Raw genomic sequence first — 18,107 nt, 5'->3', positions numbered from 1 at the left:
CGCCTCACAGCTCCTTCGTCAAGCGGTGGATGAGGTCCCGTGACGCCGCCGGGTCCAGCGACGCCGTCTCCACCTTACGGAAGAGCGTTCGAAGCCGTTTCAACTCTGCTTCCGCATCTATGAACATGGTTCCGGTGGAGGCGTCGAGAAGGCCGGTGTCCAGCTGGGGCAGTGGACCGCCCATGTACATCATCGAAGCGTCGGCACCGCCAAAGCCGTCCTGGTCGGTCGGGATGACGCGTACGGTGGCGTGCCCTTGGTCGATCTGGTCCAGGATCCGTCGGAGTTGCACGAGGGATGCCTGGCGGTCGGCCACACGGATGCGTAGCGCGAACTCGTGCAGGATCGTCTCGTAAGGGGTGGGGTTGTCCCCCTCGATGACCGCACGCCGCCGAATGCGGTGTTCGACGCGGGGCGCCAGTTCGCTCTCGGGCAGCTCCGGACGCATGTACTGGAACACAGCTCGGGCGTAGTCGGGAGTCTGGAGCAGCCCCGGAACGTACGTGATGACAACCTCGCGGAGGAACGTCGCGTGGTGCTCCGCCTCTGCCACGTCCAGGTTCACCTGAGGCAGGACCCCTCGGTATTCGTCCCACCAACCGCGCGTGCGCTCGGCTGCCATCGCCACGAGCGCCTCGATCAATTCCTCGTCCGTGCAGGCACAGTGCGCAGCCCATCTACGGAGGCGCTGCTCGCTGATCGCCGAACGGCCGGCCTCGATCTGGCTCATGTGCGCCGAACTCGACCCGAGGAGTTCGGCCAGCTCTTTGGCCGGTTTACCGGCGGCCTCTCGTAGTTTGCGCAGCTCCGAGCCCAGGCGTACGTGCCGTGCAGTGGGCTGGTTCCGCATGGTCATCCGAGTTAACTGCCTCTCTGGGACTCCTCGTTCGGGGGTCAGATTACGCGAGCCGGTTGGGAGGGTATGAATTTCTACCCTACCGTCGGTGATGCGACGAACACGCTGCGGAAGCGCACCACTCCGTCCTGCCGTGACGGCTGCGGCAATGCCACCGCCTGCGTCCACTCACCAACCCCGCCCCTGGAGCTGCCGCATGCCTGCTCACCGCCTGCTCCGACCTGTTCATCCTCACCCGCTCGATGAACCTGGCCTCCACCGTCACCGATGCGCAACAGCTGTTCGGCGAGACCTCCTGAGCCACGCGACTGCGCGGCCAAGGGCTGTCACCCCGCCCCCGCCCGCCACCGCTGCCCCGCACTCCCGGTCAACGGCTCCAACGACAGCCCCCCGCCCACCGGCGTGAGCGCCGTCGCGATGGCGATGTCCGGGCGGATCACGCCGTCCTCGTCCACCGTGAACCTGAGGTTGTCGCCGTTGCGGCCCTCCAGGGACGCGCAGTCCCAGATGCCGACGCCCTTGTCCACGCCGCCGCGGCTGTCGAGGCAGAAGTCGGGGTCGGCGGACGACTGAAGGACGCCGCGGTCGGCGTCGACACGCCAGCGCTGGGTGGGGGAGGCGTCGCACGCGGCCGTGACGACGTCCGTGCGGTTCTCGAAGGGGCCGGAGACGTCCAGGCAGCGACCCGAGGCGAGGTTCACCACTTGGGCGTACGTCCCTCCCGGTGGGCGGAACGGCGGCTGCGACTGTGTCCGGGACGGTGTCGGGCTTGCCGACGCCGTCCTCGTCGGGGAGGGCGACGGCGACTTGCTCGTCGCCGAGGGTGATGGTGACGGTGTCGCCGAGACCGTCGCCGTCACCGTCACCGGAGGAGGGCTCGACGGCGTCGTCACCGCCGCGCCCGTCGACTCCTGCGGCGCCGAACCACCGCCCTGCGTCAGTAGGAACACCAGCAGCGGTGCCACCGCCACGCCGAGCGCCGCCGAGGTCAGCACGAAGCGCCGGGACGGCTGCCAGGCGCCTGCGCCGGCGCCGGACGGCGGCTTACGGGGTTCCACACCTCGTGCGCGTGCCTCGCGTGCCGCGTACGCCGTCCCCGCCCACGGCAGCAGCCCTTCCGCCAGCGCCGTGCGCGGCGCGTCCCGCAGGGCGGACAGTTCCTCGTGCGCCGTCGTGCAGTGGGCGCAGTGCGCCATGTGGGCGTGCAGGTCAGGACTCTCACGCGGGCTGTCCGGTCGTACGGACTCCTCGATGAGCCGGCGGAAGTCGCCGCACCGCGGATCGTCGGAGGCGGAGAGGCGGGAGCGCAGACAGGCGCGGGCCAGCAACTGCAGGGCCTGGTCCGTGCCGTACGTCACGTCCTCGCGCGTCAGGTCCAGGTAACCGGCCGTGATGACCGGGCTCTCCCGCTCCACCACCCCGTACCAGATCAGCCCCTGGGCCCGCGACGGCAGCGACTGGAACGGGCCGAGGAGGGGTGGGACCGGGCCGTCAGCGCCTGCCGTGTTCAGGACCAGGAGCAGGCCGGCGTCGAGGCCGGCCGAGCGTTCGTCCGAGGCCCAGGACGCGGCCACCCTGCCGGTCAGCAGCAGGAGCCGGTGTCGCCACGGGACGCCGGGGTCCATGCCGCGTGCCGTCTCGCGGGCCGCGAGCGTGAAGGCCTGCGCGGCCAGCTGGCGGGCGGCGGATTCGCCGGTGGCGCACAGGCGGGCGTAGGCGAGGACCGGGGCGCGGTGGCGAGCGCGGAGTTCCTGGAGGGCCAGGTACGCGGTGCCCGGGTCGGCGCGCAGCAGTTCGGTCAGGCGTGCGTCGGACACGCCTGTGTACAGGCCACCCCCGACCGCGTCGCCGTCGTCGACCCCGTCGGCCCCAGCCATCCACCCGCCTCCTCGCCCCCGCGAAGCCAGCCACCCCGGACATCCTGACGTACCGGCCAGTCTGTGAAGGGTGCCCATAGTGATGGACGGGGTCCCGCGAGGAAAGAGGTTCCTCGGGGTAACAGCAAGCTTTCGGCCGCGCCCCGCTGTCGTCGCACAAGCGCCGCGAGTGCCGCTACCGCCACAAATCACCGCCACCGCCACAACCGCCGCAACCCGGCCCATACGGGCCGGGTCGCTCAGTCGCCGTCGGCGGCGCGTGGCGGCGCCCGCCGTCACTCCTCGACCGTCAGACCCTTCCGCAGCCGCACCAGCGTCCGCGACAGCAGTCGGGACACGTGCATCTGCGAGATGCCGAGTTCGTCGCCGATCTCGGACTGGGTCAGGCCCGCGACGAAGCGCAGCGAGAGGATCTTGCGGTCGCGGGAGGGGAGCTCGGCGATGAGCGGCTTCAGCGACTCCACGTACTCGATGCCTTCGAGCCCGTGGTCCTCGTAACCGATGCGGTTCGCGAGGGCACCCTCGGAGTCGTCCTCCTCGGGCTGGGCGTCGAGCGACGAGGCGGTGTACGCGTTCGACGCCGCCATGCCCTCGACGACCTCGTCCTTGGACAGGCCGAGGCGCTCGGCGAGTTCGCCCACCGTGGGGGCGCGGTCGAGCTTCTGGGCCAGCTCGTCGCCGGCCTTGGCCAGGTCGAGCCGGAGTTCCTGAAGCCGGCGCGGTACGCGCACGGACCACGACGTGTCGCGGAAGAAACGCTTGATCTCACCGACGATGGTTGGCATCGCGAAGGTGGGGAACTCCACACCACGGCTGAGTTCGAAGCGGTCGATCGCCTTGATCAGGCCGATGGTGCCGACCTGGATGATGTCCTCCATCGGCTCACTGCGGGAGCGAAAACGGGAGGCGGCGAACTTGACCAGGGCGAGGTTGAGTTCGACGAGCGTGTTGCGGACGTACGAGTACTCGTGGGTGCCCTCCTCCAGCGACTCGAGGCGCGCGAAGAGGGTTTTGGAGAGGGCCCGTGCGTCCATGGGCCCCACCTCGTCGTAGGGCGGGATGTCCGGGAGTCCTGCGAGTGGGTCGTCCTGCCCGATGGGATCCAGATGTTCCGGGAGGGATGCCGACGTCGCCTGCTGGGTATGCGATGCGTCGAGCCGGGGTGACATGATGTCCTCCATCGTTCTCGGCATATGGCTGCCGAAGCCAGTTCGTGCACTGCGGTGTGCGGCGCCTCCAAAGCCGGCCGTGTCGAGTACGTGTCTCTACTAGCCCTACCCGGTTCCCCGAGGACACCGCAAGTGCGTTATGTGCGGTTGTGTCCGTTTGTGGTGATTGTTCGGGTGTCGGAGAATGTGGAGAAGGCGTAGTGTTCGGGGGCGTCAGTCAGCAGCCACGGATGTCGGGAGAGAAGACGGCATGGACCGCGGGACAGTCGGCAGCGCACAGTCGGGCCGGCTTCTGGTCGAGGTTCGCGAAACGGGCTCCAGTGCCGTCGTGACCCCGGCGGGTGAGTTGGATCACCACACCGCCGATTTGTTGCGCGAGCCACTTGAGGACTGCCTCGACAAGGGATTCAGTCGACTCGTGGTCGACTGCTCACGCCTGGAGTTCTGTGACTCCACGGGGCTGAACGTGCTGCTGGGCGCACGACTGAAGGCGGAGGCGGCCGGGGGTGGCGTGCATCTGGCCGGGATGCTGCCCGTGGTCGCGCGGGTTTTCGAGATCACGGGGGCCGAAGCTGTGTTCACCATCCATGACACTGTCGAAGCCGCCCTGGCCGACGAGCCGGGCGAGACCGGCTGAGCCGGCGGGTCCAGCCTGACCATGGAGACCGTGCCCCCCTCGCCCCCCTGTGACCGGCGTTTTTCAGGCGCCACGGCTTTCGTGCCGAATACAGGGGTGTTCTGCCGGTCCGGTCGGGCAGGAGACTCCCGTACCGAGTGTTCGGTGACCGGCTGCGCAGAAACGGACTGGGCAGGATTTTGAATCGTGAACTGGTGAATCGGTGAGGTGAAGCGCTGATGAGCACCACCCGGCCTTACCCGCCGGGCGACCGCCGCCCGGAGCCCAGCGGCGCTTCCGGGGCGTCCGAGGGGGGCGCGCCCACGACCGGCGCGCCCGACGGGGGCGCTGCCGTGTCGTCGGAGGGGCGCGGGCGTCAGGTCCGCAGACTGGACTTCGACGGCCAGAGTGGTGTCGTGCCGCTCGCCCGGGACTTCACCCGCCAGGCGCTGTACGCGTGGGGCTGGCTGCCCGCCGCGACCGCCGACCAGCGGGCCGCCGCCGAGGACGTGCTGCTCGTCGTCTCCGAGCTGGTCACCAACGCCTGCCTGCACGCCGAGGGCCCGGACGAGATGTGGATCACCTGCGACAACAAGGTGATCCGGATAGAGGTCTCCGACAAGGGCACGGGCCAGCCGGCCCCGCGCACCCCGCACCGCGCCGGACGCCCCGGCGGGCACGGCATGTTCATCGTGCAGCGGCTGTGCCTGGACTGGGGGGTCGTCCGCACCCCCGGCGCCTCGGGCAAGAAGGTCTGGGCGGAGCTGGGCGCACCGGCGTAATTGGCGCGCCGGGCGGAGCTGGGCGCACCGGCGTAATTGGCGCGCCGGGCCGAGTTGGGCGCACCCGCGTAACACGCGCGTCCGGCCGGTCTGAGCGCAACCGCGTACTCGCGCGCGGGCCGAGGTGCGCGCAACCGCGTAACCCGCGCGGCAGATCCGGTGCGCACTTTGTCTTCCCTCTCCACGACCCCGGGCGTACCTTGACGGCCGATCTGATGTGCCGTCAGGAATGAGGGGACAGTGGGCACCGTGTCGAACCGGACGTACCAGAAACGAACCGCCGCCCTCGCTTCCGCCGCGGCCCTGGCCGGCTCGGCGGTGCTGATGGCCGCCCCCGCGGCCCACGCCGAGGTCGTCGACGTCAGCTACCAGTGCAAGACGCCGATCGGCGACAAGAGCGCCGTCTCGCCCATCGACATCGAGGCCGTCAAGAGCGGCAGCGGCTACAAGGTGACGATGTCGTGGCAGAAGGGCGTCTCCTCCAGCCCCGTCGAACTGGGCAAGGGCGCGATGAATCCCAGCGCCACCATCAAGCTCGGCGGCGCCGACAGCGGGACCCTCACGGTGACCGGCCCCGCCAACCAGGCCGCGCTCCCCGCCAACACCCCCATCAAGATCAACGACCTGTCGGGCACGTACACGCCGAAGAAGACCGGCAAGGTCACCTTGACCGCGGGCGTGCTGACCATCAAGGCGCTGGGTACGACGACGACCTGCACACCGACGAACAGCCCCGGGCCGTCGCTGAGCCTGGACGTCACGGCGGCCGGCGGGGGCGCTCCCCAGAGCGGCTCCGACTCGGGCGGCGACTCCGGTGCCGGCTCCGGCGGCGGCCTCCCGCAGACCGGCCCCGAGGACTCCGCGATCGCCCTCGGCACCCTCGGCGGCACGGTACTGCTCGCGGGCGCGGCGGGCACGCTGTGGCTGACCCGGAGGAACCAGGCGGCACGCCGCTGACGGATCGACGCCGTACGACTGGGGGCCCGCGACCGCCCGGCCCCCCGCCCTGGACGCCGGGGGTGCGCCGGCGGCTCTGGGGGGCCTCCTCCTCGTCGCACGACGACCTGGGCACCGTGGCGGCGAGGTGGCCGAACCTCCGCGTACGGGCGTCGATCCGCGTACGGACGTCGAGATGACGGGAGCCATGACGTGAGCGGCACGATGCGGATTCCGGCGCTGGTGGTGGCGCTCGCGCTGGTCCTGCTGCCCTTCGCGGGGACCGCGACGCCGGCCGACCGGCCGAGCGTGGAGCTGTCCGAGTCGCAGGCGGGGACCGGGGGTTCGGTCACCGTCAGCGGGGACGGCTGGCGGGCGCGGGCGCTGCTGATGATCCTGATCTGTGGGCAGTCCGTGCCCTCGCGGGGTGTGGTCGGCGGCACCGACTCCTGCGCCAACGCGGACGGCAGGGCCGTGACCACCGACGCCGAGGGGCGTTTCCGCCGGGAGCTGCCGGTCGCCGAACCACCGGTGCCGTGTCCGTGCGTGGTCCACGTGGCGACGGTGGAGGGGGCGAAGGCGGCGGCCGACGCGGTCTTCCAGGTTGCCGGGCACGCGGTCGAACCGCTGCCCGCCGAGCCCTCGGGCGGACGTCTGTCGGTCCTCACCGACACCCGGCTCGACGGAGCGAGCGGGCTGCTGACCTGGTTCGGGGCGCCGCCCGCGCGCACCCTCGTCCTCACCGTCGGCAATGCCGGCACCTCCGCCGTCAAGAACCCCGTCTTCCACGTCGGCACCTCCCACGGCGTGTTCGCCCCGCACTGGGAGGAACAGCAGTGGCGCGGCACGATCCGGCCGGGGAAGAAGGCGCGGATCGAACTGCCCGTCGAGCTCCCGGGCGGCGCGCACGGCGACTACACGGTGTCGCTGAAGTACGGCGGGAAGGTCCTCGCCGAACAGCCCTGGGGCGTGGGGCGGCCCTCGGGCGTGACCCTGTTCTGGGTCCTGGTCTTCCTGGTCGTGCCGGCCGCGGTGTTCCGCGCCGGCATGGCGGTGGTGGACCGGGTACGGCCGCGGCGCCCGAGCGGCACGCGCGGCGGTCGCCGTGGGCTGCCGATGGCCGAACTCTCCTTGCGCCTGCCGGGGCTGCCGGGGCCGAAGTCCTCCCGGGCCCAGCCGCCCCCCTCCGCTTCGACCCTGCCGTGGTTCACCCCGGACGCCGATCCGGGGACGGCCGGTCGGCTCTCCACACCGCACCACGACAGCCCGACGCGTCCAGCGACTCCCACCAGGAAGGGACCCGACTGAGCAGGTGAAGGGGAGCCGCCGACGGTGGCCTGGGCGGCGCCGACAAGAGCACGGTGCGCGTGGAGGGCCCGCCAAGCGGCGTGTCCGGCGGCTTCGCGGCGTCGGGCACGGCGGGCGGCGGATCGTCGACGAACGGCGGCCCTGGCAGAGACCGGCGCCGCGGACGACGGGGCCCTCAAGGCCCTGGGACCGGTCGCCTCGCCGGTGCGGCCGTCCTGCTGGGCGGCGCGGTGTCCACGTTCCTGCCGGGCAGGCCGACGCGGCAGCGGAGGGCCACCGCACCCCGTGGTGCGGTGGCCCTCCGTCGGTCACATCCGGTCCGCGGACCTCAGCGGACGCTGCCCATGAGGTCCTTGACCTTGTTGCGGTACATCCAGACCGCCACACCGGCGATCACGGCGAGGGCGGCCTCCAGGGCCACGACGCCGGTCTTGTTGAGGTCGACGCCGGCGATGGACAGGAGGCCGGTCGTGGCGTCGCCCGCGGTGACGGCGAGGAACCAGACGCCCATCATCTGGGAGGCGTACTTGGCGGGAGCCATCTTCGTGGTGACGGACAGGCCCACCGGGGAGAGCAGGAGCTCGCCGACGGTCTGGACGAAGTAGATCGCCACCAGCCACATCGCGGCCGCCTTGTGACCGCCCTCGGCGATCGACAGCGGGGCCAGGAAGAGGAAGAAGGACGCGCCGACCAGGACCAGGCCCGAGGAGAACTTCACGATCGTGCTGGGCTCCTTGCCGCGCCGGTTCAGCGCGAGCCAGAACCAGGCGAAGACCGGGGCCAGCGCCATGATCAGGACCGGGTTGACCGACTGGTACCAGGAGACCGGGAAGTCCCAGCCGAGGACGGAGTTCTCGGCGGAGGAGTCGGCGAAGATCGACAGGGTCGAGCCGCCCTGGTCGTAGATCATCCAGAAAACGGCCGCGGCCACGAAGAACCAGATGTACGCGGACATCGACCGCTGCTCGGTGCTGTCCAGGTCCTTGTCGCGCTTGATGCGGGTGAGGACCATCACCGGGATGATCACGCCGAGCAGGGTCAGCGGGACCAGGAGCCAGTTCAGCGTGTAGTGGCCGGTGAAGCCGACGATCCCGTAGAAGACGACGGCGATGCCGGCCCAGATCGCGGCCTTGCGGAGGGTGGCGGCCTTCTCCGCTGCCGACAGCGGCGTCGGGACGACGCTGGAGCGCTCGGCGAGGTGGCGGCTGCCGATCAGGAACTGGGCGAGCCCCAGCGCCATGCCGAGTGCGGCGAGCGCGAAGCCGAAGTGCCAGTTGACGTTCTCACCGATGGTGCCGATGACCAGCGGTGCCGCGAAGGCACCGAGGTTGATGCCCATGTAGAAGACGGTGAAGCCGCCGTCGCGGCGCGGGTCGTCCGGGCCGGAGTACAGGTGGCCGACCATCGTGGAGATGTTGGCCTTCAGCAGACCCGAGCCGATGGCCACCAGACCGAGGCCGGCGTAGAAGGTCCCGGAGGACGGCAGGGCCAGCGTGAGGTGGCCGAGCATGATGACCGCGCCGGCGACGGCGACGGTTCTGCGCGGACCCCAGACGCGGTCGCCGAACCAGCCGCCCGGCATGGCGAGCAGGTACACCAGCGACACGTACACGGAGTAGATCGCGGTCGCCGTCGCGGCGTTGAGGTGCAGGCCGCCCGGAGCGACGAGGTACAGCGGGAGGAGTGCCCTCATGCCGTAGTAGGAGAAGCGCTCCCACATCTCGGTCATGAAGAGAGTGGCCAGTCCGCGGGGGTGGCCGAAGAAGGTCGTGTCGGAACCGGGGGTGCCCGGAGTCACCGAGTCCTTCGTCAGGCTGGACGCCATGGTCGTTCCTTGCTGGTCGGGACGCGCCTGGGGTGGGGGCACACACAAAAGAGACCTTCAGCGTCAAATCCTCGCCAAAGGTCCCCGCAGTGCTACAGGCGTCCATTCACCATACGGCAGGACAGAGCCGGAAATGGAAGGACTTGAGACAGGGATCACAGGTGACCGGGGAACCGTACACACCTTTTCCAAGGTCCTTGTGCAGTTGCTCCCCCACACACAGAGGTTCGTGCCGATACGCCCAAAGGTAAGAATCACTCACCGCCGATCACACCCCAGCTGTGGTCACGGGCGGTCTACCATCACCTCATGACCCGTGTACTGCTGGCCGAGGACGACGCGTCCATCTCGGAGCCGCTGGCCCGCGCACTGCGCAGGGAAGGCTATGAGGTCGAGGTGCGCGAGGACGGCCCCACCGCGCTCGACGCCGGCATCCAGGGCGGCATCGACCTGGTCGTGCTGGACCTCGGTCTGCCCGGTATGGACGGCCTGGAAGTGGCCCGGCGGCTGCGCGCCGAGGGCCTCGCCGTCCCGATCCTCATCCTGACCGCGCGCGCCGACGAGGTGGACACCGTCGTCGGTCTCGACGCGGGCGCCGACGACTACGTCACCAAGCCCTTCCGGCTCGCCGAACTGCTCGCCCGCGTCCGGGCGCTGCTGCGGCGCGGTGCCTCGGAGCCCGCGCAGCCGCCCGCCACGCACGGCGTGCGCATCGACGTGGAGTCGCACCGGGCGTGGATGGGGGACGACGAGCTCCAGCTCACGGCGAAGGAGTTCGACCTGCTGCGGGTCCTGGTGCGGGACGCGGGGCGGGTCGTCACGCGCGACCAGCTGATGCGGGAGGTCTGGGACACGACCTGGTGGTCGTCGACCAAGACGCTCGACATGCACATCTCCTGGCTGCGCAAGAAGCTCGGGGACGACGCGGCGAACCCCCGGTACATCGCGACGGTGCGTGGCGTGGGCTTCCGCTTCGAGAAGAGTTGAGCTCCCGCCCGCCCGGCGGGCGTCCGACAGGTAAGAGAACATGCGCCGTCGCCTGATCCAGTCCACCCTCGCCGTCGTGCTCGTGGTCATCGCGGTTTTCGGGGTGTCGCTCGTCATCGTCGAGACCCGCACCATCAGCAACAGCGCCCAGGAGCGGGTGGAGCTGGAGGCGGCACGGCTGGCCAGCATCGTGGACAGCCGCCTGCTCGGAGCCGGCAACGTCAACGCGGCGGTCCTCAAGGACCAGGTCACCGCGGACCGGTACGCCGTGATCCGGATCCCGGGGGAGCCGGTCATCGAGGTCGGCACCAAGCCCACCGGTGACGTGATCCGGGGCGAGGCCACGGGCGAGGAGGGCGAGACCGTCGTCGTCCAGGAGCCGCGCTCGTCGGTGACCCGTGAGGTCGGCCGGACGCTGCTGATCATCGGGCTGGTGGCGCTGCTCGCGGTGATCGCCGCGGTGCTGCTCGCGATCCGGCAGGCCAACAAGCTCTCCTCCCCGCTCACCGACCTCGCGGAGACCGCCGAACGCCTCGGCTCGGGCGACCCGCGGCCCCGGCACAAGCGGTACGGCGTCCCCGAGCTGGACCGGGTCGCCGACGTCCTGGACTCCTCCGCCGAGCGCATCGCCCGCATGCTGACCGCGGAACGCCGGCTCGCCGCCGACGCCTCCCACCAGCTGCGTACGCCGCTGACCGCGCTGTCCATGCGCCTGGAGGAGATCACCCTCACCGACGACCCGGACACGGTGAAGGAGGAGGCCAACGTCGCGCTCACGCAGGTGGAACGCCTCACGGACGTGGTCGAGCGGCTGCTGACGAACTCCCGCGACCCGCGCACCGGCTCCGCCGTCACCTTCGACCTCGACGAGGTCATCCAGCAGCAGCTCGCCGAGTGGCGGCCCGCCTACCGCGGTGTGGGCCGGGCGATCGTCAGCTCCGGCAAGCGGCACCTGACGGCGGTCGGCACGCCGGGGGCGGTCGCGCAGGTGCTGGCCGCGCTGATCGAGAACTCCCTCATGCACGGCGGCGGCACGGTCGCGCTGCGTACCCGCGTCACCGGCAACCAGGCCGTCATCGAGGTCACCGACGAGGGGCCGGGCGTCCCCGCCGACCTGGGCGCCCGCATCTTCGAGCGCGCGATCAGCGGCCGCAACTCCACGGGCATCGGCCTCGCGGTCGCCCGGGACCTCGCGGAGGCCGACGGGGGCCGTCTGGAGATGCTCCAGACGCTGCCGCCGGTGTTCGCACTGTTCCTGTCGCGTACGCCGCTGAAGAAGACGACGGCGCAGGAGGACGAGCCGACGGTCCGCTAGGACGCGTCCCCCTGCCCGGCTGTACTGCCCGGCTGTCCGCAGCTGTAACGGGTCTACGGCACGTGCTGCCCGGAGCGCGGCTTCTTCGCCTCGGTGGCCACGATCGACTCCGCGTCGGCCACCGCTTCCTCGGCCGGAAGTGCGCGGAACACCCAGCTGCGGTACGCCCAGAAACGGAAGAGCGTGGCTATGCCGATGCCGACGAACTTGAAGATGTTGCTCTGCAGCGGGCTGTCCCAGCCGAAGCCGTAGGTCGCCGCGTAGAGCACGCCGTTCTCGATGACCAGGCCGGCCATGCTGAACAGCAGGAACCGGGTGAGTTCCCTGGTCCGGCCGGACTTGTCGCGGTCACGGTAGGTGAAGTACCGGAACCCGACGTAGTTGAAGGCGATCGCCACGACCGTGGCTATGACACTGGCCCGCACGACCTGGAGGTCGGTCGTGTGCCGCATCAGGTTGAACACGAGGAGGTTGACCAGCACACCGGCCCCGCCGACCGCACCGAACTTGGCGGCCTCCCGCACAAGCCGGTCGACGCGCTGCCGCGCCGGGGAGCGAGGTGTGGCCGTTCGAGACCCTGAGGAACCACGTTCCATGGCTGTTCAGGCCCCCGTCCGTTGGATTCGTCAACCCAGCCATGCTATCCACCCCCCTTCGTGATCGCCTGTGGATGAGCCCACAGCCGGGCAAAGGACCGGCTCGCGGGAGGTGAAATCGGCCACCCTCGCGTGGCCGATACCCTAGGGACGTGACGTTCCCGGTAGTCGGCATGGTCGGCGGGGGTCAGCTCGCTCGTATGACGCACGAAGCAGGCATCCCGCTCGGCATCAGGTTCAAGCTCCTCAGTGACACCCCTCAGGATTCCGCGGCGCAGGTGGTGAGCGATGTCGTCATCGGCGACTACCGCGACCTCGACACGCTGCGTGACTTCGCGCGGGGCTGTGACGTGATCACCTTCGATCACGAACACGTCCCCACCGAGCACCTCAGAGCCCTGGAGGCGGACGGCATCCCCGTCCGCCCGGGCCCCGACGCGCTCGTGCACGCCCAGGACAAGGGCGTGATGCGGGCGAAGCTCGACGCGATCGGGGTGCCGTGCCCACGGCACCGGATCGTGAGCGACCCGCAGGACGTGGTGGCCTTCGCTCAGGAGGGCGACGGCTTCCCGGTCGTCCTCAAGACCGTCCGCGGCGGCTACGACGGCAAGGGCGTGTGGGTCGTCGACAACGCGGCGGAGGCCGAGGACCCGTTCCGCGCGGGCGTTCCCGTCCTCGCCGAGGAGAAGGTCGACTTCGTCCGGGAGCTCGCCGCGAACGTCGTACGGTCGCCGCACGGCCAGGCCGTCGCCTACCCGGTCGTCGAGTCCCAGCAGGTGAACGGCGTCTGCGACACCGTGATCGCGCCCGCCCCCGGCCTCGACCGGGCGCTGGCCCTGCGCGCCGAGGAGATGGCGCTGCGGATCGCCAAGGAGCTGGACGTCGTCGGCCACCTCGCCGTCGAGCTGTTCGAGACCCGCAATGACGACGGGTCTTCCGGCGTCCTCGTCAACGAGCTCGCGATGCGCCCGCACAACTCCGGTCACTGGTCGATGGACGGCGCGATCACGTCCCAGTTCGCCAACCACGTCCGGGCCGTGCTGGACCTCCCTCTCGGTGACCCGCGCCCGCGCGCCGAATGGACGGTCATGGTCAACGTCCTCGGCGGCGACTACCCGGACATGTACTCCGCGTACCTGCACTGCATGGCCCGCGACCCCCAGCTCAAGATCCACATGTACGGCAAGGACGTGAAGCCCGGCCGCAAGGTCGGCCACGTCAACACCTACGGCGACGACCTCGACGACGTGCTGGAGCGCGCCCGTCACGCTGCCGGCTACCTGAGAGGCACGATCACCGAATGAGCCCCGTTGTTGGCATCGTGATGGGTTCGGACTCCGACTGGCCCGTCATGGAGGCCGCCGCCCAGGCCCTCGACGAGTTCGAGATCGCGTACGAGGTCGACGTCGTCTCCGCGCACCGCATGCCGCGCGAGATGGTCGCGTACGGCGAGCAGGCCGCCGAGCGCGGCCTGAAGGTGATCATCGCGGGCGCCGGGGGCGCCGCACACCTCCCGGGCATGCTCGCCTCGGTCACCCCGCTGCCGGTGATCGGCGTGCCCGTGCCGCTGAAGTACCTCGACGGCATGGACTCGCTGCTGTCGATCGTGCAGATGCCGGCCGGTGTGCCCGTCGCGACCGTCTCCGTCGCCGGTGCCCGCAACGCCGGACTGCTCGCCGCCCGCATCCTCGCCACGCACGACGAGGAACTCCTCGGCCGGATGCGGGAGTTCCAGCAGGAGCTGAACGACCAGGCCACCGAGAAGGGCAAGCGGCTGCGCGCCAAGGTCGACGGAGCGGGCAACGGCTTCGGCTTCGGGAAGTGACGGCGATGACCTCGCTGGAGGCGGCCCGGGAACTCCTCGCCGAGTTCCCGGTCGCAGACGGGCACAACGACCTCCCCTGGGCGCTGCGCGAACAGGTCCGGTACGACCTCGACGCCCGCGACATCGCCACCCACCAGGGCGCCCACCTGCACACCGACATCCCCCGCCTGCGCGAGGGTGGGGTCGGCGCGCAGTTCTGGTCGGTGTACGTCCGCTCGGACCTGCCCGACGCGGTCCCGGCGACGCTGGAACAGATCGACTGCGTACGGCAGTTGCTGGCGCGCTACCCGCAAGACCTGCGGCCGGCCCGGACGGCCGCGGACATGGAGGCGGCGCGCGCGGAAGGCCGTATCGCCTCGCTGATGGGTGCGGAGGGCGGCCACTCCATCGCCAACTCCCTCGCCACGCTGCGGGGGTTGTACGCCCTCGGTGTCCGCTACCTGACCCTCACCCACAACGACAACGTGGCCTGGGCGGACTCCGCGACCGACAAGCCGGGCGTCGGCGGGCTGTCGGCCTTCGGCCGTGAGGTCGTGCGGGAGATGAACCGGGAGGGCATGCTCGTCGACCTCTCGCACGTGGCGGCCACGACGATGCGGGACGCGCTGGACACCACGTCCGCGCCGGTGATCTTCTCCCACTCCTCCTCGCGGGCCGTCTGCGACCATCCGCGCAACATCCCGGACGACGTCCTGGAGCGGCTGCCCGCCAACGGCGGTGTGGCGATGGTGACGTTCGTACCGAAGTTCGTGCTCCAGGCGGCCGTCGACTGGACCGCCGCGGCCGACGAGAACATGCGCGCGCACGGCTTCCACCACCTCGCCACCACCCCCGAGGCGATGACGGTGCACCGCGCCTTCGAGGAGCGCACCCCGCGCCCCGTCGCGACGGTCTCGACGGTGGCCGACCACCTGGACCACATGCGCGAGGTCGCGGGCGTCGACCACCTCGGCATCGGCGGCGACTACGACGGCACCGCCTTCACCCCGGACGGCCTCAGCGACGTCTCCGGCTATCCGAACCTCATCGCCGAACTGCTCGACCGCGGCTGGTCGAAGCCCGACCTGGCCAAGCTGACCTGGCAGAACGCGGTACGGGTGCTGGGCGCGGCGGAGGACGTGGCGCGTGACCTCCAGGCCACGCGCGGGCCGTCCAACGCGACGATCGACTCGCTCGACGGCTGACCGGGCCGGCCGGATCCAGGTGCCCGCGAACCCAAGTCCCCCGAGGCCCGGAGGCAGTCGTGCGGATCGGTGAACTGGCCCGGCGTACCGGGGTGAGCGAGCGGTCGTTGCGGTACTACGAGCAGCAGGGGCTGCTGGCCGCCGGGCGCACGGCCGGCGGCCACCGCGACTTCGCCGAGGCGGCCGTCGACCGGGTCATCCGGATCCAGGAACTGTTCGCGGCCGGACTGCACAGCGCGAAGATCGCGCGGCTGCTGCCCTGTATGCGGGACGCGGACGGCGGCCCCTCCGTCGTCGCCACCCCGAGGCTCGTCGCCGACCTCACCGAGGAACGTGACCGCATCGACCGGATGATCGCCGAGCTGGTGCGGTCCCGGGAGACGCTCGACGAGGTGATCGACGCGGCTCGGGAGCCCTGAGCCGTGCGTCAGCCGCGCGGCATGGTGTAGCCGACGCCACGCACCGTTCTGATCAGCGACTGGTCCTCGTCCTTCAGCTTGCGGCGCAGGTAGTAGACGTACGTCTCGACGGTCCCGGTGCGGAACGGCACGCCCCAGACGCGGTCCAGGATCTGCTTCTTCGTGACGACCTGGCCCGCGTTGTCCAGCAGGTAGCCGAGGAGCGCGAACTCGCGGGCCGACAGCTCGATGCGGGCCTCGCCCCGCCAGACCTCGCGGCGCCACGGGTCGACCGCCAGGTCCCCGTGCCGCAGCAGCCGGCTCTCGTCGGCCCGGTCGCGGGCCAGGAGTGCCCGCACGCTCGCGATCGCGCGGGGGAGCTCGAAGGGCTTGGTGACATGGCCGTCCGCGTCCGTCATCAGGCGCCGCGCCCGCGCCCCGGCCGCGCTGTCGTCGCGGGCGGAGAGGAACAGCAGTGGCGCGTGGACGCCGACGGCGCGCAGCCCGTCGTACGTCTCGACGGCGTCGCCGTCCGGCAGGGCCATGTCGAGGACGACGAGGTCGGGCCGTACGGAACGGCCGACGGGGGTCGCGAAGCGGCCGCGGCCGGCCGCGTACGTCTCGAAGCCGAGTTCGCCGAGCGCTGCTATCAGGGGCCGGGTGCCGGGGTCGGCGTCCACGACGAGGACACGGACCGGTCTAGGAACGTTCACAACCTGAAGGACGAAGATCCATGGCCAAAGGTGCCCGTTCCTCATACCCCGAACGCCCCGCCCACCAGGAAGGCGCCCCGCCTCCGTGCGACGGTGACCGTACGGCGATCAGGACGATCACGACGTACGGAGCCCGCCATGGCAGACCTCCAGGACGAACTGCACACCACCACAGAGGTCGGCGAGTTCGACGACCTGCCGGAGCCCCTTCCCGAGCCCGTCCCGGCGGAGCCGTACGTCCCCGTCGCCGTCCCCGGCTCTACCCGGCTCGAGCAGGCCCGGGCGATCCTCGGGGCCCACCCCGTCGCCGACGGCTACAACGGCCTGCCCTGGGCGCTGCGCCACCTGCCCTGGTACGACCTGGAACTCGGCGAGAGCGCCGTCGACACGGACGTGCCGCGGCTGCGCGAGGGCCATGTCGGCTCACTGCTGTGGTCGCTGCACCTGCCCGAGGGTCTCGACGGAGACCGGGCCGTCGGCGCCACCCTGGACCAGCTGGACCTGGTCAACACGGTCGTGCGCAACCACCCCGAGGGCCTGCGCCTCGCCTGCACCGCCGGCCAGATGGCCGACGTACGCAACTGCGGCCGCGTCTCCGTCCTGCTGGGCCCCGCCGGAGCCGCCGCACTCGGCGACTCCCTCGGCATCCTGCGCGCCCTGCGCGCCCTGGGCCTGCGCTTTCTCACCCTGACGGGAGTGTCCTGGGCGAGCGAGCCCGGACTCACCCGGTTCGGCGAGGAGGTGCTGCGCGAGATGAACCGGCTCGGCGTCATCGCCGACCTCTCGGGCGCCTCCGCGGACACCGTCCGCCGCGTGCTGGCGGCGTCCAAGGCGTCGGTGGTGTGGACCCGGTCCGCCGCCCGCGCCCTGCGCCCGCACCCGGCGAACCTCCCCGACGACCTGCTCGCCGAGCTGGGCGAGGCCAAGGGCCTGTGCATGGTGCCGCTGACCGCCGAGCAGACCGGCCCGACCGTCCGGGACGTCGCCGACCACCTCGACCACGTCCGTAAGGTCGCGGGCGCGGAGTGCGTGGGCCTGTCCGGCACCTTCGACGTCGGCACCGCCCACCCCCAGGAGCTCGGTGACGCCTCCTGCTACCCGCAGCTCATCGCCGAACTCCTGCGCCGCGGCTGGCCCGAGGCCGACATCGCCCTGCTGACCTGGGGCAACTTCCAGCGCGTGCTGCGCGGCGCGGACTTCACCGCCCGCGCGGCACAGATGCGCCGGGAACCGTCCACGGCGAAGATCGCCGACCTGGACGGATAGACGGGACGGACAGACGGGACGGACGGACCGGGGCCCGCGACCTACAGCGGGTCGATCCGGCAGAGGCAGAAGGGGTGGCCCGCCGGATCGGCGTACACCCGGAAGTCCTTCTTCTCGAAGTCCTCCCGGTCCAGGATCCGCGCCCCCAGGGCCAGCACCTTCTCCTCGGCCGCGTCGATCTCCTCCCAGGTGGTCCCGCCGTCGAAGTCGACGTGGAACTGCTGCGAGTTGCGGTCCGCGCGCGGCCACTCCGGCGGGATGAAGCCGGGCGCCCGCTGGAAGGCGAGCCGAGGCCCGTCCGGGATCCGCAGGACGACCCAGTCGTCGTCCTCGGCCTCCGGCGTGCCGCCGCCGACCTGGGCGTAGAACGCGGCGAGCGCGTGCGGGTCGGGGCAGTCGATCACGACGGAACGGAAGCGGGCCACGGGTGCCATGGAATCCTCCTGGCTCGACG

General features: G+C 71.0%; 18 protein-coding genes. 11 read left to right on the top strand and 7 right to left on the bottom strand.

The features are described 5' to 3' along the window. Positions 1 to 4: 4 nt before the first annotated feature. From KUM49_RS42820 to KUM49_RS42810, 3 genes are all read right to left on the bottom strand, one after another. A complete protein-coding gene (locus tag KUM49_RS42820; RefSeq protein ID WP_217242351.1) occupies positions 5 to 856 on the bottom strand; it encodes a helix-turn-helix transcriptional regulator in 852 nt (283 codons plus the stop codon). A gap of 326 nt (positions 857 to 1,182) precedes the next feature. Continuing rightward, entirely contained in the window at positions 1,183 to 2,733 is a 1,551-nt protein-coding gene (locus tag KUM49_RS42815; RefSeq protein WP_217242350.1) for an RICIN domain-containing protein, read from the bottom strand. Between the two features lie 275 nt (positions 2,734 to 3,008). Beyond that, positions 3,009 to 3,914: an RNA polymerase sigma factor SigF gene (locus KUM49_RS42810; protein ID WP_217242349.1), complete on the bottom strand. Its 906-nt coding sequence runs from the start codon at positions 3,912 to 3,914 to the stop codon at positions 3,009 to 3,011. Positions 3,915 to 4,152: 238 nt separating this feature from the next. Between KUM49_RS42810 and KUM49_RS42805 the strand changes: the two genes are divergently transcribed. From KUM49_RS42805 to KUM49_RS42790, 4 genes are all read left to right on the top strand, one after another. Further along, complete coding sequence (locus KUM49_RS42805) at positions 4,153 to 4,539, top strand: STAS domain-containing protein (RefSeq protein ID WP_217242348.1); 387 nt, start codon at positions 4,153 to 4,155, stop codon at positions 4,537 to 4,539. A 218-nt stretch (positions 4,540 to 4,757) separates the two neighbouring features. Continuing rightward, complete coding sequence (locus KUM49_RS42800; protein ID WP_217242347.1) at positions 4,758 to 5,300, top strand: ATP-binding protein; 543 nt, start codon at positions 4,758 to 4,760, stop codon at positions 5,298 to 5,300. Between the two features lie 249 nt (positions 5,301 to 5,549). Continuing rightward, a complete protein-coding gene (locus tag KUM49_RS42795; protein ID WP_217242346.1) occupies positions 5,550 to 6,257 on the top strand; it encodes an LPXTG cell wall anchor domain-containing protein in 708 nt (235 codons plus the stop codon). Positions 6,258 to 6,461: 204 nt separating this feature from the next. Then, entirely contained in the window at positions 6,462 to 7,544 is a 1,083-nt protein-coding gene (locus KUM49_RS42790) for a hypothetical protein (RefSeq protein ID WP_217242524.1), read from the top strand. Positions 7,545 to 7,872: 328 nt separating this feature from the next. Here the strand turns inward: KUM49_RS42790 and KUM49_RS42785 are convergent, their stop codons facing one another. After that, entirely contained in the window at positions 7,873 to 9,369 is a 1,497-nt protein-coding gene (locus tag KUM49_RS42785; protein WP_217242345.1) for an oligopeptide:H+ symporter, read from the bottom strand. Positions 9,370 to 9,678: 309 nt separating this feature from the next. Here KUM49_RS42785 and KUM49_RS42780 point away from each other — a divergent pair, with 309 nt between their 5' ends. Both KUM49_RS42780 and KUM49_RS42775 read left to right on the top strand, forming a co-directional pair. Further along, positions 9,679 to 10,356 (top strand): response regulator transcription factor, encoded by a 678-nt coding sequence (locus tag KUM49_RS42780; protein ID WP_217242344.1) that lies wholly within the window; start codon positions 9,679 to 9,681, stop codon positions 10,354 to 10,356. A gap of 40 nt (positions 10,357 to 10,396) precedes the next feature. Then, on the top strand, positions 10,397 to 11,671 hold the full coding sequence (locus KUM49_RS42775) for an ATP-binding protein (protein ID WP_217242343.1): 1,275 nt from the start codon (positions 10,397 to 10,399) through the stop codon (positions 11,669 to 11,671). Positions 11,672 to 11,724: 53 nt separating this feature from the next. On the opposite strand, the gene KUM49_RS42770 is transcribed toward KUM49_RS42775, so the two are convergent. Continuing rightward, complete coding sequence (locus tag KUM49_RS42770) at positions 11,725 to 12,267, bottom strand: GtrA family protein (protein WP_217242342.1); 543 nt, start codon at positions 12,265 to 12,267, stop codon at positions 11,725 to 11,727. Positions 12,268 to 12,419: 152 nt separating this feature from the next. Here KUM49_RS42770 and KUM49_RS42765 point away from each other — a divergent pair, with 152 nt between their 5' ends. Genes KUM49_RS42765 through KUM49_RS42750 form a run of 4 tightly spaced genes read left to right on the top strand, consistent with a single transcriptional unit; the run spans position 12,420 to position 15,695 of the window. Beyond that, positions 12,420 to 13,571 (top strand): 5-(carboxyamino)imidazole ribonucleotide synthase, encoded by a 1,152-nt coding sequence (locus KUM49_RS42765; protein ID WP_217242341.1) that lies wholly within the window; start codon positions 12,420 to 12,422, stop codon positions 13,569 to 13,571. Beyond that, positions 13,568 to 14,092 carry a 5-(carboxyamino)imidazole ribonucleotide mutase gene (purE, locus tag KUM49_RS42760; RefSeq protein ID WP_217242340.1) on the top strand — a complete coding sequence of 175 codons (525 nt, stop codon included), beginning with the start codon at positions 13,568 to 13,570 and terminating at the stop codon, positions 14,090 to 14,092. Before KUM49_RS42765 ends, purE begins: the two co-directional genes overlap by 4 nt. 5 nt (positions 14,093 to 14,097) lie before the next feature. After that, entirely contained in the window at positions 14,098 to 15,276 is a 1,179-nt protein-coding gene (locus KUM49_RS42755; protein ID WP_217242339.1) for a dipeptidase, read from the top strand. 59 nt (positions 15,277 to 15,335) lie between these two features. Beyond that, positions 15,336 to 15,695, top strand: coding sequence for a MerR family transcriptional regulator (locus KUM49_RS42750; protein WP_217242338.1), 360 nt, complete (start codon positions 15,336 to 15,338; stop codon positions 15,693 to 15,695). Between the two features lie 8 nt (positions 15,696 to 15,703). Here the strand turns inward: KUM49_RS42750 and KUM49_RS42745 are convergent, their stop codons facing one another. Next, entirely contained in the window at positions 15,704 to 16,387 is a 684-nt protein-coding gene (locus tag KUM49_RS42745) for a response regulator transcription factor (protein WP_217242337.1), read from the bottom strand. A gap of 138 nt (positions 16,388 to 16,525) precedes the next feature. Between KUM49_RS42745 and KUM49_RS42740 the strand changes: the two genes are divergently transcribed. Beyond that, positions 16,526 to 17,653, top strand: coding sequence for a dipeptidase (locus KUM49_RS42740; RefSeq protein ID WP_217242336.1), 1,128 nt, complete (start codon positions 16,526 to 16,528; stop codon positions 17,651 to 17,653). A 41-nt stretch (positions 17,654 to 17,694) separates the two neighbouring features. Here KUM49_RS42740 and KUM49_RS42735 read toward each other — a convergent pair whose 3' ends face one another. Continuing rightward, the gene (locus KUM49_RS42735) at positions 17,695 to 18,087 is read right to left on the bottom strand and encodes a VOC family protein (protein ID WP_217242335.1); all 393 of its coding nucleotides are present in this window, start codon (positions 18,085 to 18,087) and stop codon (positions 17,695 to 17,697) included. Positions 18,088 to 18,107 lie beyond the last annotated feature (20 nt).

It is taken from the genome of Streptomyces sp. AC555_RSS877 (assembly GCF_019049245.1).
Taxonomy (GTDB): domain Bacteria; phylum Actinomycetota; class Actinomycetes; order Streptomycetales; family Streptomycetaceae; genus Streptomyces.
This window is presented reverse-complemented; position numbering and strand designations above follow the sequence as displayed.

Excerpts from the sequence above, each read along its gene's own strand:
- KUM49_RS42780 (WP_217242344.1), top strand. The coding sequence starts at position 9,679 with ATGACCCGTGTACTGCTGGCCGAGGACGACGCGTCCATCTCGGAGCCG.
- KUM49_RS42740 (WP_217242336.1), top strand. The coding sequence starts at position 16,526 with ATGGCAGACCTCCAGGACGAACTGCACACCACCACAGAGGTCGGCGAG.
- KUM49_RS42755 (WP_217242339.1), top strand. The coding sequence starts at position 14,098 with ATGACCTCGCTGGAGGCGGCCCGGGAACTCCTCGCCGAGTTCCCGGTC.
- KUM49_RS42800 (WP_217242347.1), top strand. The coding sequence starts at position 4,758 with ATGAGCACCACCCGGCCTTACCCGCCGGGCGACCGCCGCCCGGAGCCC.
- KUM49_RS42815 (WP_217242350.1), bottom strand. The coding sequence starts at position 2,733 with ATGGCTGGGGCCGACGGGGTCGACGACGGCGACGCGGTCGGGGGTGGC.
- KUM49_RS42775 (WP_217242343.1), top strand. The coding sequence starts at position 10,397 with ATGCGCCGTCGCCTGATCCAGTCCACCCTCGCCGTCGTGCTCGTGGTC.
- purE (WP_217242340.1), top strand. The coding sequence starts at position 13,568 with ATGAGCCCCGTTGTTGGCATCGTGATGGGTTCGGACTCCGACTGGCCC.
- KUM49_RS42770 (WP_217242342.1), bottom strand. The coding sequence starts at position 12,267 with ATGGAACGTGGTTCCTCAGGGTCTCGAACGGCCACACCTCGCTCCCCG.
- KUM49_RS42805 (WP_217242348.1), top strand. The coding sequence starts at position 4,153 with ATGGACCGCGGGACAGTCGGCAGCGCACAGTCGGGCCGGCTTCTGGTC.
- KUM49_RS42785 (WP_217242345.1), bottom strand. The coding sequence starts at position 9,369 with ATGGCGTCCAGCCTGACGAAGGACTCGGTGACTCCGGGCACCCCCGGT.
- KUM49_RS42735 (WP_217242335.1), bottom strand. The coding sequence starts at position 18,087 with ATGGCACCCGTGGCCCGCTTCCGTTCCGTCGTGATCGACTGCCCCGAC.
- KUM49_RS42810 (WP_217242349.1), bottom strand. The coding sequence starts at position 3,914 with ATGGAGGACATCATGTCACCCCGGCTCGACGCATCGCATACCCAGCAG.
- KUM49_RS42790 (WP_217242524.1), top strand. The coding sequence starts at position 6,462 with ATGCGGATTCCGGCGCTGGTGGTGGCGCTCGCGCTGGTCCTGCTGCCC.
- KUM49_RS42820 (WP_217242351.1), bottom strand. The coding sequence starts at position 856 with ATGACCATGCGGAACCAGCCCACTGCACGGCACGTACGCCTGGGCTCG.